Annotated in this window: 13 protein-coding genes; 11 read left to right on the plus strand and 2 right to left on the minus strand. The window is 72.3% G+C overall.

Annotated features, from left to right (window positions below; translation table 11 throughout):
• From LN042_RS35950 to LN042_RS35960, 3 genes are all read left to right on the plus strand, one after another.
• Window positions 1-683 (plus strand): tetratricopeptide repeat protein (locus LN042_RS35950; RefSeq protein WP_230055667.1); only part of this gene is annotated, 683 nt, incomplete at its 5' end.
• A 310-nt stretch (window positions 684-993) separates the two neighbouring features.
• On the plus strand, window positions 994-2,133 hold the full coding sequence (locus tag LN042_RS35955) for a GAF domain-containing sensor histidine kinase (RefSeq protein ID WP_230055668.1): 1,140 nt from the start codon (window positions 994-996) through the stop codon (window positions 2,131-2,133).
• Window positions 2,126-2,788: a response regulator gene (locus LN042_RS35960; RefSeq protein WP_230055669.1), complete on the plus strand. Its 663-nt coding sequence runs from the start codon at window positions 2,126-2,128 to the stop codon at window positions 2,786-2,788. Before LN042_RS35955 ends, LN042_RS35960 begins: the two co-directional genes overlap by 8 nt.
• A gap of 255 nt (window positions 2,789-3,043) precedes the next feature.
• Here LN042_RS35960 and LN042_RS35965 read toward each other — a convergent pair whose 3' ends face one another.
• Window positions 3,044-3,847: an Rv1486c family protein gene (locus LN042_RS35965; protein ID WP_230055670.1), complete on the minus strand. Its 804-nt coding sequence runs from the start codon at window positions 3,845-3,847 to the stop codon at window positions 3,044-3,046.
• A 183-nt stretch (window positions 3,848-4,030) separates the two neighbouring features.
• On the opposite strand from LN042_RS35965, the gene LN042_RS35970 reads away from it, so the two are divergent.
• From LN042_RS35970 to LN042_RS35995, 6 genes are all read left to right on the plus strand, one after another.
• Entirely contained in the window at window positions 4,031-4,822 is a 792-nt protein-coding gene (locus LN042_RS35970) for an ABC transporter ATP-binding protein (RefSeq protein WP_230055671.1), read from the plus strand.
• Window positions 4,823-4,980: 158 nt separating this feature from the next.
• A complete protein-coding gene (locus LN042_RS35975) occupies window positions 4,981-5,403 on the plus strand; it encodes an NfeD family protein (protein WP_230055672.1) in 423 nt (140 codons plus the stop codon).
• Between the two features lie 66 nt (window positions 5,404-5,469).
• On the plus strand, window positions 5,470-6,531 hold the full coding sequence (locus LN042_RS35980; protein ID WP_230055673.1) for an SPFH domain-containing protein: 1,062 nt from the start codon (window positions 5,470-5,472) through the stop codon (window positions 6,529-6,531).
• Window positions 6,532-6,668: 137 nt separating this feature from the next.
• Window positions 6,669-7,427: a sulfite exporter TauE/SafE family protein gene (locus LN042_RS35985; RefSeq protein ID WP_230055674.1), complete on the plus strand. Its 759-nt coding sequence runs from the start codon at window positions 6,669-6,671 to the stop codon at window positions 7,425-7,427.
• Between the two features lie 115 nt (window positions 7,428-7,542).
• A complete protein-coding gene (locus tag LN042_RS35990; protein ID WP_230055675.1) occupies window positions 7,543-7,839 on the plus strand; it encodes a 4a-hydroxytetrahydrobiopterin dehydratase in 297 nt (98 codons plus the stop codon).
• 64 nt (window positions 7,840-7,903) lie between these two features.
• On the plus strand, window positions 7,904-9,706 hold the full coding sequence (locus tag LN042_RS35995) for an outer membrane protein assembly factor BamB family protein (RefSeq protein WP_230055676.1): 1,803 nt from the start codon (window positions 7,904-7,906) through the stop codon (window positions 9,704-9,706).
• 88 nt (window positions 9,707-9,794) lie between these two features.
• On the opposite strand, the gene LN042_RS36000 is transcribed toward LN042_RS35995, so the two are convergent.
• Window positions 9,795-10,313 carry an HNH endonuclease gene (locus LN042_RS36000; protein ID WP_230055677.1) on the minus strand — a complete coding sequence of 173 codons (519 nt, stop codon included), beginning with the start codon at window positions 10,311-10,313 and terminating at the stop codon, window positions 9,795-9,797.
• Window positions 10,314-10,465: 152 nt separating this feature from the next.
• Here LN042_RS36000 and LN042_RS36005 point away from each other — a divergent pair, with 152 nt between their 5' ends.
• Window positions 10,466-11,113 (plus strand): DNA-3-methyladenine glycosylase, encoded by a 648-nt coding sequence (locus LN042_RS36005; RefSeq protein ID WP_230055678.1) that lies wholly within the window; start codon window positions 10,466-10,468, stop codon window positions 11,111-11,113.
• A gap of 103 nt (window positions 11,114-11,216) precedes the next feature.
• The gene (tyrS, locus tag LN042_RS36010; RefSeq protein ID WP_230055679.1) at window positions 11,217-12,482 is read left to right on the plus strand and encodes a tyrosine--tRNA ligase; all 1,266 of its coding nucleotides are present in this window, start codon (window positions 11,217-11,219) and stop codon (window positions 12,480-12,482) included.
• Window positions 12,483-12,854 lie beyond the last annotated feature (372 nt).

Raw genomic sequence — 12,854 nt, forward strand, 5'->3', positions numbered from 1 at the left:
CCGGCCACCGGGTTGCCGGCCTCGTCAGCCGTCGCGAGTGGCGGATCACCGCCGAGGCCGGTCTGCGCACCGCCCAGGCGTGCGGCGACCCGGCCGCGCTGGTCCGCAGCCATGTCGACCTGGCCGTGGTCCGGATCGAGCACGGCGAGTTCGCCACCGCGACCGCCCTGCTGGAGCGGGCCGCCGTCCTCGCGGACGAGCTCGGTGATCCGCAACTGCAGCACCAGTGCCGGATGCTGCTGGCCAACGCGTTGGTCCGGTGCGGCGAGCACGAACGCGCCATCCCGCTGATGACCGCGATCGTGGCCGAGGCCCGTTCCATGGCCGCCCCGCTGCTGCTCGCGCAGATGCTGAACAACCTCGCCAACGCCCTGGTGATCGCCGGCCGGCCGACTGCCGCGCTGGCCCACGCCACCGAGGCCGTGCGCCTGTTCACCGCGCACCCGGACAACCCCAAGCTGATCAGCGCCACCCTTACCCGGGCCGAGGCGCTGCACGCCCTCGGCCGGCACCGCGCCGCCCTGGCCACCGCGCACCACGCGCTGACCCTGGGTCACGCCCAGGGCAACCTGCGGATCGAGACGCAGACCCGCCACTTCATCACCACGGTCCGCGACGCGATCAACGCCCAAACCGACCCGACGCCCGCCACCAGCGCCGCATCCACGGCGGTGGATGCCTGAACGGCCCCGGCCCCAGCCCCGGCCCCCGCCGTCACCGTTGCGCCACCGTTCTGCCCACCACCCTCTGACCCCCTCGCCGCCCGCCCCGGCACTCGCCCGCCCCCCGGGCCCTGCGGCGGTGCCCCACCACCACACCTATGTCCCCACCACCACACCCACGTCCCCACCGCCCCCCACTCCACGCACCTCATGCACCCCATACACCCCACACACCCCACACCTCCCACCGCCGCCCTAGGCCCCGAGGTGTAAGCCCGGCCGGTCCGCAGCCGGAGCCGCGGGTCGATCCCGGCGCGCTACCTTTGGCCGCATGGGGACGATCGACGGGGCCGCGCTGGGCGACCTGGAGGCGGTGAGCGAGGCGGTGCTGGCGATGAGCGGGCACCTTGAGGTGCGCGAGGTGCTGCGCCGGATCACCGCGTCGGCGCGCAGCCTGCTCGGCGCCGAGTACGCCGCGCTCGGGGTGCCCGACGACCACGGCGGCTTCGCCCAGTTCGTGGTCGACGGGGTCAGTGACGAGCAGTGGAAGGCGATCGGCCCGCTGCCCCGGCAGCACGGCGTGCTCGCCACCATGCTCCACGAGTTCACCCCCACCCGGCTCGCCGACGTCCGCCGCGCCCCCGCGTTCGAGGGCTGGCCGCAGGCGCACCCCGAGCTCATGGACTTCCTCGGGATGCCGATCCTGGACGGTGAGGAGATCCTCGGCGCCATCTTCCTGGCCAACAAGGAGGGCGGCTTCACCGACCAGGACGAGCGGCTGCTGGGCATCCTCGCCGCCCACGCCTCCATCGCCCTGGGCAACGCACGGCTCTACGAGCGCAGCCGCGAACTCACCCTGGCCGGCGAGCGCGCCCGGATCGCGCACGACCTGCACGACGCCGTGTCGCAGAAGCTGTTCAGCCTCCGCCTGACCGCGAAGGCCGCCGCCACCCTGGTCGACCGCGACCCGGTGCGGGCCCGCGTCGAACTCCAGGAGGTGGCCCGGCTCGCCGCCGAGGCCGCCGACGAACTGCGCACCGTGGTGGTCGAACTGCGTCCCGCCGCGCTCGACGAGGACGGCCTGGTCGCCACCCTGGCCTCCCAGGTGCAGGTGCTCGACCGGGCGCACAGCGCCGCCGTCGCCTTCGACGAGGACGGCGGGGTGCGCACCCTGCCGCCCGCCCAGGAGGCCGCCGTGCTGCGGATCGCCCAGGAGGCGCTGCACAACGCGCTGCGCCACTCCCGCGCCCGCAAGGTCCAGGTGACCCTGCGCGGCACCAGGACCCGCGGCGCCAGACTCACCATCAGCGACGACGGCCAGGGGTTTGACCCCGAGTCGGTCCGCCGGGCCGGCCGCCACCTGGGCCTGGTGTCGATGCGGGACCGGGCGCAGACCGTCGGCGGCACTCTCACCCTCACCTCGGCGCCCGGCCGGGGGACCGTCATCGAGCTGGAGGTGCCCGGTGCCTGAGCAGACGTCGGACCGGATCCGGGTGCTGCTGGTCGACGACCACCAGGTGGTCCGCCGGGGGCTGCGCACCTTCCTGGAGGTGCAGGACGACATCGTGGTGGTCGGCGAGGCCGCCGACGGCGCCGAGGGCGTCGCCAAGGCCCGGGAGCTGACCCCGCACGTCGTGCTGATGGACGTCAAGATGCCCGGCATGGACGGCATCGAGGCGCTGCGGCGACTCAAGGAGGAGGGCAACCCGGCCCGGGTGCTGATCGTCACCAGCTTCACCGAGCACCGCACGGTGGTCCCGGCGCTGCGGGCGGGCGCCGCCGGCTACGTCTACAAGGACGTCGACCCGGAGGCGCTGGCCGGCGCGATCCGCTCGGTCCACGCCGGCCACGTCCTGCTCCAGCCCGAGTTGGCCGCCACCCTGCTCGCCGACGACTCACCGCGCCCCGCGCACGGCCGGGGCGGCACCCTGACGGAGCGGGAGCGCGAGGTGCTCGGCCACATCGCCGACGGCCGCTCCAACCGGGAGATCGCCCGGGCCCTGACCCTCTCCGAGAAGACGGTCAAGACCCACGTCTCCAACATCCTGATGAAGCTGGACCTCGCCGACCGCACCCAGGCCGCCCTCTGGGCGGTCCGCCACGGCGCCGACGAGGCGACCTCCTGAGCGGCCCCCGAGCCGGCCCGTCGAGCGGTCCCGTTCGAGGTGGTCTCCTGGGGTCCCTCCCGGGGTGGTCTCCTGGGGTCCCTCCCGAGGCGGCCTCCTGGGGTCCCTCCCGAGGCGGCCTCCTGGGGTCCGTTCTCAGGCGACCTCCGGGGTCCGTCCCCGGGTGGCCTCTTGAGCGCTCCCTACCGGTGGTCTCCTGAGCGGCCCCCCGCGGCGGCCTCCTGGAGGCCCCTCCCGAGGCGGGCCCCGCCCCGGTCACTCCGGCCGCTCGTCCACCAGCGCGTTGTATGCGGCCACCTGGGCGCGGCGGGCGGTGCGACGCAGGGGAGCCAGCACGGCGGTGCGCGCGGCCATCTCCCCGGCACTCACCGCGGCGCCGTGGCCGTCCGCCGCGATCGCCAGCAGCGCCGAGACCTGGCGCGCCGACTCCAGCACCCGCACCGCCCGCGGCGGGTAGCCGGGTGCCAGCAGCTTGCTGTGCCCGCGTCTGCGGTACTGCTCCAGCGCCCGCAGCGCCTCCGGCCCGGCGCCGGCCACGTCCAGCCGGGCGAGCAGCTCGGTGGCCTCGCGCAGCCCGTCGACCAGTTCGCGCTCGGCCTCGTGCAGCGAGGGCACGTCGGCCGGCGGCGCGTCCCGCACCTCCCAGCACCGCCACAGCACTGTCACCGACTGGTCACCTGGTGGCCCGTAGGCGTCGATCTCGGGAACGAACCCGACCGGCAGGCCGACCGCGAGCACCGCCTCGCCGGCCGTCATGGCGGCGAGGTTGAACTCCGCCGGACCGGTCAGCCCCAGCGGGTGCCCCTCGGAGGGCAGCGCCAGCCGCAGCCCTTTCACCCCGAGCACCCGCAGCCGCCCGATCGCCCAGCTCAGGGCGTGTTGCTCGCCCTCGGCGTCGCCCGGCAGGCCGACCACCCGGTGCCGTTCGTCACTTCCCACCACCTCCTCCACGACCTGGTCGGGAGGGGTGTGGCCGACCAGCAGCGAGTTGCCCCAGGCGGTCAACCGGGCGGAACGCGGCTCGGCGAAGTAGTCAGCGGTGGCAGGAGTCAGCGGCATCCCGCCAGCCTACGGACAAGGCGGCCGGCTGCGTGGCGTAGGTTTGGGCTGTGCTGTGCGAGCAGCCGTGCCACCGTGCCCGCTGTTGCGCTCCCTCCCCGCCTATCCGACGGGCGGAGTAGGCTGCCCGCCCGCACCGACTTGTCGACACGAGTGGCATCCGAAGTTGGGGAAGGCAGAGGCATGAGCGACGTGCTGGAGCTGGTTGACGTTTCCGTGGTCAGGGATGGCCGCGCACTGATCAGCCAAGTCTCCTGGTCGGTGGCCGAGGGCGAGCGCTGGGTGATCCTGGGTCCGAACGGCGCCGGCAAGACGACCCTGCTCCAGGTCGCCAGCAGCTATCTGCACCCCACCAGCGGCACCGTCGCGGTGCTCGGCGAGAAGCTCGGCTCGGTGGACGTCTTCGAGCTGCGCCAGCGGATCGGCCTGGCCGGCATCTCGCTGCTGGACCGGATCCCGCGCGAGCAGACCGTGCTGCAGACCGTCCTCACCGCCGCCTACGGCATGACCGCCACCTGGCAGGAGGAGTACGAGGCGCTGGACGAGTCGCGGGCGCTGCTGCTGCTCGACCGGCTCGGCATGGGCGGCTACGAGCAGCGCACGTTCGGCACCCTCTCCGAGGGCGAGCGCAAGCGCACCCTGATCGCCCGCGCCCTGATGACCGACCCCGAGCTGCTGCTGCTCGACGAGCCGGCCGCCGGCCTGGACCTCGGCGGCCGCGAGGACCTGGTGCGCCGCCTCGGGGCGCTCGCCCAGGACTCGCAGGCGCCCGCCATGGCGATGGTGACCCACCACGTCGAGGAGATCGCCCCCGGCTTCACCCACGTGCTGATGCTGCGCCAGGGCAAGGTGCTCGCCGCCGGCCCGATCGACACCGAGCTGACGGCCCGCAACCTGTCGCTCTGCTTCGGCCTGCCGCTCACCCTGGAGCGTCACGGCGACCGCTGGGCGGCCCAGGGCCTGCCACTCGGCTGACCACCCTCCTTTTCGACTCGATCTGACGATCCGCTCGGCCCCGGCTGACCACCCGTTCGCCCCACGGCCGGTCAAGCCCTCCGCAGCTGACCGGTTTTGGGCCATCCACCTGCGGGAAGGGCCCACACCGGATGTTGTTTCCTCCCTAGGATGGGCATGTGGACAGCTGGCTGTGGTGGCTGCTGGTCGCCGTGCTGCTCGGAGTGCCGCTGGCGGTGACGGCACTGCCGGAGTTCGGTCTGTTCGCGGTCGGGGCGGGCGCCGCCGCTGCGGTGGCCGGCCTCGGGGCGGGTGTGGTCTGGCAGTTCCTCACCTTCCTGGTGGTCTCGGTCGCCATGCTGGCGCTGCTCCGCCCGGTCGCCTACCGGCGGCTCCTGAAGGGCCCGGGGGTCCGGATGGGGATCGACGCGCTGGTGGGGGCGAGGGCCGTGGTGCAGGAACGAGTGGACGGACTGGACGGCCGGATCAAGCTCAACGGCGAGATCTGGTCAGCCCGGGCGCTGCACCCCGACCGGGTCTACGAAGTGGGCCAGCAAGTGGATGTGATCGAAATCCAGGGCGCGACCGCCCTGGTCGACTAGCCGGTCGCCAGACCGGCCGGTCGTGCGAGTCGTGGCCAGTCGTCCGAGTTGTCCAGGGGAGACACCGTGGAACCCGTCCTCATCGTGCTGATCGTCCTGGTGGTGCTGGCCCTCATCGCACTGATCCGGACGATCCAGGTGATCCCGCAGGGCAGTGCTGCGATCGTGGAGCGGTTCGGCCGCTACACCCGCACCCTGAACGCCGGGCTGAACATCGTGGTGCCGTTCGTGGACACCATCCGCAACCGGATCGACCTGCGCGAGCAGGTCGTGCCGTTCCCGCCGCAGCCGGTGATCACCCAGGACAACCTGGTGGTCAACATCGACACCGTCATCTACTACCAGGTGACCGACGCTCGGGCCGCGACCTACGAGGTGGCCAGCTTCATCCAGGCGATCGAGCAGCTCACCGTCACCACGCTGCGCAACATCATCGGCTCGATGGACCTGGAGTCCACCCTGACCTCCCGCGAGGTGATCAACGCCGGGCTGCGCGGGGTGCTCGACGAGGCCACCGGCCGCTGGGGCATCCGGGTCAACCGGGTCGAGCTGAAGGCGATCGAGCCGCCGACCTCCATCCAGGACTCGATGGAGAAGCAGATGCGCGCCGAGCGGGACAAGCGCGCCGCCGTGCTCACCGCCGAGGGCGCCCGGCAGGCGGCGATCCTGCGCGCCGAGGGTGAGAAGCAGGCCGCGGTGCTCAGCGCCGAGGGTGAGGCGCAGGCCGCCGTGCTGCGCGCCGACGGTGAGGCCGCCGCGATCCGCACCGTCTTCGAGGCCATCCACGAGGGCGACGCCGACCAGAAGCTGCTCGCCTACCAGTACCTGCAGACCCTGCCCGAGCTGGCCAAGGGCGACGCCAACAAGCTGTGGATCATCCCCAGCGAGGTGGGCGACGCGCTCAAGGGCCTGGGCGGTGCGTTCGGCGGCCTCACCGGGCAGGGTGCGGGGCCGGGCGCCGCGCCGACGGTCGGCCCCGACCTGACCAAGCAGCCGGCGGCGGACGGCTCGGTGCCGCGCCCGGTGGGCTCGGCCAACGGGCCGCGCCCGCTGGACACCGACGACTCCGGCGCCACCCGGCCGCGGGTCAACCCGACGCGGGAGTACCCGCAGATCGACCCCGAGTGAATCGAGTCATTTCGTGTGATGTGACGATTCGTCTCTCATCCTGAAATCGACTGGGCACCGCGGTACCCGGTCAGGAATGATCGCGAGCGCCGCCACCCCGTTCGGGGGGCGGACACGCGAACAGTAGGGACGAGTCCATGACTCCTTGGCAAGGGCTTGCGGTATTCGCAGCCGGGGCGGGTGCCGGCACCATCAATGTCATCGTGGGATCGGGAACGCTGATCACGTTCCCGGTGCTGCTGGCGATCGGCTTGCCCCCGGTCACCGCCAACGTCTCCAACACGCTGGGGCTGGTGCCCGGGTCGGTCAGCGGTGCGATCGGCTACCGGCGGGAGCTGGTCGGACAGCGCCGGCGGTTGCTGAGGCTCGGACTGGCCTCGCTGCTGGGCGGGCTGCTCGGGGCGCTGCTGCTCACCCGGTTGCCCGGCTCCGCGTTCAACGCGATCGTGCCGGTGCTGATCCTGCTGGCCCTGGTGCTGGTGGTGATCCAGCCCCGGGTGGCCCGTGCGGTCGCGGCCCGCGGCGGCGACACCGCCCACCCCGACGGCAGCCTGGGGCTGATCCTCGGCATCTTCTGCTGCGGTATCTACGGCGGCTACTTCGGCGCGGCCCAGGGCGTGCTGATGCTGGCCCTGATGGGCATGCTGCTCCGCGACGACCTGCAGCGGATGAACGCGGTCAAGAACGTGCTGGCGATGATCGTCAACGCCGTCGCGGCGGTGTTCTTCATGTTCACCACGCACCTGGACTGGCTGGCGGCCCTGCTGATCGCGGCCGGTTCCACGATCGGCGGGCTGATCGGAGCCAAGGTCGGCCGCCGACTGCCGCCCATCACCCTGCGCACGCTGATCGTGCTGGTCGGGCTCGCCGCCGTGATCAAACTGCTGATCGACTGACGGGTCGAACGGCACCGCCTGATGCTCCATCAGGTCGCGCTCCCCGTCCCCTATGCTCGGCGCGAAGGCATTGCCGACCGGCAGCCCAGCGACCCAGCGGACCGGGAGCGACCTGATGGGCAGCAGCACCCTCCTCACCGAGGACGAGATCACCGCAGCACTGGCCGCACTGCCCCACTGGCGGCGCAGCGGCGACTCGATCACCAGGACCGCCGACGCCGAAGACTTCCCGTCCGCGATCCGGGTGGTGAACGCGGTCGCCGACGCAGCCGAGCGGCTCAACCACCACCCGGACATCGACATCCGCTGGCGCACCCTCACCTTCGTGCTCTCCACGCACAGTGCCGGTGGCCTGACCGGCCTGGACTTCCAGCTCGCCGCCCTGATCGACCAGGCGTTCGAGAGGGCCTGACCGGCCGCGCCGGTCGCCGTGAGATGCTGGCGGCGGCAGTACGCAGTCGGATGAACGGGAACTCATGAGTCAGGACGGGTACGACTACCAGCACTCGTGGTACCCCAGCGAGCCCCAACAGCAGGCCTATCCGGCCGGGGACGGTACCGAGCAGCAGCCCTGGCAGTGGACCGGCCAGCCGGAGCAGTCCCATCCGGAGCAGGCGCTCTACGCGGAGCAGCAGCCCCACCCGGAGGTCTACGCCGAGCAGCAGTCCTACCCGGAGCAGGCGCTCTACCCGGAGCAGCAGTCGTACCAGCAGACCGAGAGCGCCTATCCGCCGGAAATCTACGCGGCGATCACCGAGTCGATACCCCAGGTCCCGGACGTTCCTGCCGAGTCTCCCACCGCACCTCCCGCCGACCTCGACGGCGAAGAGGGCCCCGAGACCGCCGGCACCACGCCGGAGACCGAGCCCGCGGCCCCCGGTCGCTCCCGCCGCGCCCCCAACGGCGGCACCGGCTCCGCGGCCGACCGGGCCAAGGCCGCGCTGGGCGGCCTGCTCGCCAAGGACGGCGGCTCGGACCGCCGCACCCTGGTGATCCGGGCGGGGGCCGGCGTGCTGGCCCTCGGCGTGCTGGTCACCGCCGGCGTGGTGGTCATGAGCGGCGGCAGCGGCCACCACACCCCGGCGGCCCCGCCGCCCAGCAGCGACACCGGCTTCGCCGTCGCCCACAACAAGATCTGGACCGCCCAGCCGGCCGGCGCCCCCCAGCAGGGCAGCGACGACACCCTGGTCGGCAGCTGGCTGCTCGCCAACGCCCTGGTCCGCGCCGACAGCACCGGCGTGCACGCCTACGACGCCGCCAGCGGCAAGGCCAGCTGGTCGCTGGACGCCCCAGCCCAGGGCGCCGTCCCTTGCGGCCTCTCACCCACCGTCAACTCGTCCGGTCTCGGCGGCGTGCTCTTCCGCACCGGCGCCGACCCCAAGAGCCCCTGCACCCTGCTGGCCGCCGTCGACACCAAGACCGGCAAGGCCGCCTGGACCAAGCAGCTCTCCAACACCACCAACCCGTACGCCGCGCACGTCGCCGTCTTCGACGACAAGGTGATCGCAGTCGGCGACGACAAGGTCTCCGCCTGGGCCGCCGGCGACGGCCACGACCTCTGGCAGTACGCCGGACAGGGCAAGTACTGCACCCTCTCCGGCAGCGCCAACGGCAACACCGTGCTGGTGCACAGCAGTTGCGCCGACAGCAACCCCGGTGACCAGATGGTGGCGGTGGGCGCGGCCGACGGCAAGACGCTCTGGTCGCACGGCCTGGACGGGCAGCCCAAGACCGTCACCGTGCTCTCCGCCGAGCCCGCCGCCGTGCTCACCACCGGCGACCAGCCCACCGACGACAAGCTGATCTCCTACGGTCAGGACGGCAACCCGACCGCCACCGTCCCGCTGGCCTCCAACACCGGTCGGCTGAACGCCACCACCGGTACCTTCGACCCGACGCCCGCGGTCTTCTTCCAGGACCACCTCGCCGTCGCCACCAGCACCGGCACGGACGGCAAGACCAGCGTCGTCGCCTACGACCTGGCCAGCGGCAAGGAGGCCTGGCACACCGCGGTCAGCGAGAAGGGCAACGTGCGCGCGGTCGGGCTGGACAACGGCACCCTGGTGCTGGCCACCGAGGAGCGCGTCGAACAGCCCGCGCACCTCAGCCGGTTCGCCCTGAACGGCGGTCAGGAAACGGTCGGCGGGAACTTCCCGCCGGCGACCGGCTCGCTGCTCACCTCCGGGCGCGTGCTGATCGGCAGCGACCGGGTGGTCGTGATACCCGAGCACTCCAGCAACTTCGGCATCGCCACGGCCTTCCAGGCGGCCAAGGGCTGACCGGCCCACCGGCGCGGCCGGGCTGCCCGCGGCCCGGCCGCGCCCGAGCCCGGTCGCCATCGCGCCGCCGCCCTTCCGGTGGCGCGCCTCAGGCCACTGCCGGCCGAGCCGGCAGCCATTGCGCCAACTCCGCGGCGTCGCCGGCCCGCAGGCCCAGCGCCAGCATCAACGCGGCCTGCGGCGTCGGCTCGAACGGCCGCCGCAGCAACACCATCCCGGCCTGCTCAGGAGTGCGGTCCGCCTTGCGCTGGTTGTCCTCGGCGCAGGCCGCCACGGTGTTCAGCCAGCTGTCCGCGCCACCCCGGGAACGCGGCACCAAGTGGTCCACCGTGGTCGCCCGCCGGTCGCAGTACGCGCACCGGTGCTGATCCCGCACCAGCACGCCCCGCCGCGACCACGGCGCCCGTTGTCGGAACGGCACCCTGACGTACTGCCGCAGTCTGATCACCCGCGGCACCGGCACCGACAGACCGGTCGCCCGCACCATGCGCAGTGGATGGGCCTGCTCGACCACTGCCTTCTCCTGCAGCACCAGCACCACGGCACGCTGCAGCGACACCGTCGACAGCGGCTCGTAACTCGCATTGAGCACCAACGTGTTGCGCACTTCGGAGCACCTCCCCAGCCCGTCGCCGCCCGCTCGGCGGACCCGACCACTGTGACCGCCGGGGTCTGCCCCGGACAACGGAATTTCCGGCAGGCTTCGCCCGGTCGGAGCAATCGTCGGAGTGGTCGGCGGCGCGCCCTAGGCTCGGCTCCGTGGCTACCGATCCCGGCACCCCGCTGCCGCGCTCCTTCTTCGACCGCCCGTCCCCCGAGGTGGCGCCCGACCTGCTCGGCCGCACCCTGCGCTGCACCCTGCCGGCCGGCACCGTCGACCTGCGCCTCACCGAGGTCGAGGCCTACACCGGCCCCGACGACCCGGCCTCGCACGCCTACCGGGGTCGAACCGCCCGCAACGCGGTGATGTTCGGACCGCCCGGGCACGCCTACGTGTACTTCACCTACGGCATGCACTTCTGCGTGAACCTGGTCTGCGGGCCCGAACTCCACCCCGGCGCAGTGCTGTTGCGGGCCGGCGAGGTGATCGGGGGAGTGGAGCCGGCCCGCAAGCGGCGCAGCACCACCCGCCGGGACCAGGACCTCGCCCAGGGCCCGGCCCGGCTCGCCGTCGCCCTCGGCGTCGACCGCGCGCAGGACGGTGAGGACGTGATCGACGGCCCGGTCTTCCGCCTCTTCGCGGGCAATCCGCCGCCGGCCCGGCTGATCCGCACCGGCCCGCGCACCGGGATCGCCACCGCCGTCGACGTCCCGTGGCGGTTCTGGATCGACGGCGACCCGACCGTCAGCCCGTACCGCGCCCACACGCCGCGCCGCCGGACGCCCGGCCGCGCCCCGTCCGCGTGAAACGGGTTGGCGCGGAACGCGTAGTCTCGGACACGCTGTACTGCACCGGATCCCGTCGGACCGCCACCGCGCGACCCCGACCCGACCAAGGAGAACCGTGACCGTGACGGACATCGTCGACGAGCTGAAGTGGCGCGGGCTGATCGCCCTCTCCACCGACGAGGACGCATTGCGCAAGGCGTTCGCGGACGGCCCGGTCACCTTCTATTGCGGCTTCGACCCGACCGCACCGAGCCTGCACCTCGGCAACCTGGTGCAGCTGCTCACGATGCGCCGGATCCAGCAGGCGGGCCACCTGCCGCTGGGCCTGGTCGGCGGCGCCACGGGTCTGATCGGCGACCCCAAGCCGACCGCCGAGCGGGTGCTGAACGACCCGGAGACGGTGGCCGGCTGGGTGCAGCGGTTGCGGAGCCAGATCGAGAAGTTCCTCGACTTCGACGGCGACCACGCGGCCCGCCTGGTCAACAACCTGGATTGGACCTCGGGCCTGTCCGCGATCGGCCTGCTGCGCGACATCGGCAAGTACTTCCGGGTCAACAACATGATCGCCAAGGAGGCGGTGGCCCGCCGCCTCAACTCCGACGCGGGCATCAGCTACACCGAGTTCAGCTACCAGATCCTCCAGGGCATGGACTTCCTGGAGCTGAACCGCCGCTACGGCTGCACCCTCCAGACCGGTGGCAGCGACCAGTGGGGCAACCTCACGGCCGGCACCGACCTGGTCCGCAAGGCCGAGGGCAAGTCGGTGCACGCCCTGGCCACCCCGCTGATCACCAAGGCCGACGGCACCAAGTTCGGCAAGACCGAGTCGGGCACCATCTGGCTCGACGCCGAACTGACCACGCCCTACGCCTTCTACCAGTTCTGGCTGAACTCGGACGACCGAGACGTCTCCAACTTCCTGCGGATCTTCTCGTTCCGCTCGCGGGAGGAGATCGAGGAACTGGAGCGGGAGACCGGTGAGCGCCCCCACCTGCGCCTCGCCCAGCGTGCGCTCGCCGAGGAGCTCACCACCCTGGTGCACGGCGCCGAGCAGTACGAGCGTGCGGTGGCCGCCTCGAAGGCGCTCTTCGGGCAGGGCGAGTTGGCCGAACTGGAGGCCGCGACGCTGGCCGCCGCGCTGGCCGAGGTCCCGCGGGCCGAGGTCAGCGAGCTGGTCCCGATCGCCGACCTGCTGGTCGCGGTCGGCCTGGCCCCCAGCCGCTCGGCGGCCCGCCGCACCCTCAAGGAGGGCGGCGCCTACCTGAACAACGCCAAGGTCGCGGACGAGGAGGCCGTCCCCTCCGAGGACGACCTGCTGCACGGCCGCTGGCTGGTGCTGCGTCGCGGCAAGCGGAACCTCGCGGCGGTGGAGCTGATCAGCGCCTGAAGCCGCGCCAGACCGCCGGCCGGCTTCGGCCGGCTTGAAAGCACACCAGGCCTCACCTGGTGAAACGCCCTGTGGGGGCCAGATCTGGACAGATCTGGCCCCCACATGTTTGACGGGGCCGCTCGGCTGACCTAAGGTGGACCGAGTCGCCTGGACCGGGGGACGGAAGAGGCAGCCGAAGGGCCGGCTCGAATCCACCCGGTGCGACCATCACACTTACGGATTCTTCAGCCAAGCTAATTTCCTTCCGGAATCGGCATGGTTCGGACCTGGTCCGGAAATGCGCTAGAGTGACGGTCGTCGAAAGCAGAAAGCGGCCCTGGCCAGCCAGGACGTCGGAAAAGGCACCGAGCCGGATCTGATAAGCTGGAA

The sequence above is a fragment of the Kitasatospora humi genome, from assembly GCF_020907985.1.
In the GTDB taxonomy this organism is placed as follows: domain Bacteria; phylum Actinomycetota; class Actinomycetes; order Streptomycetales; family Streptomycetaceae; genus Kitasatospora; species Kitasatospora humi.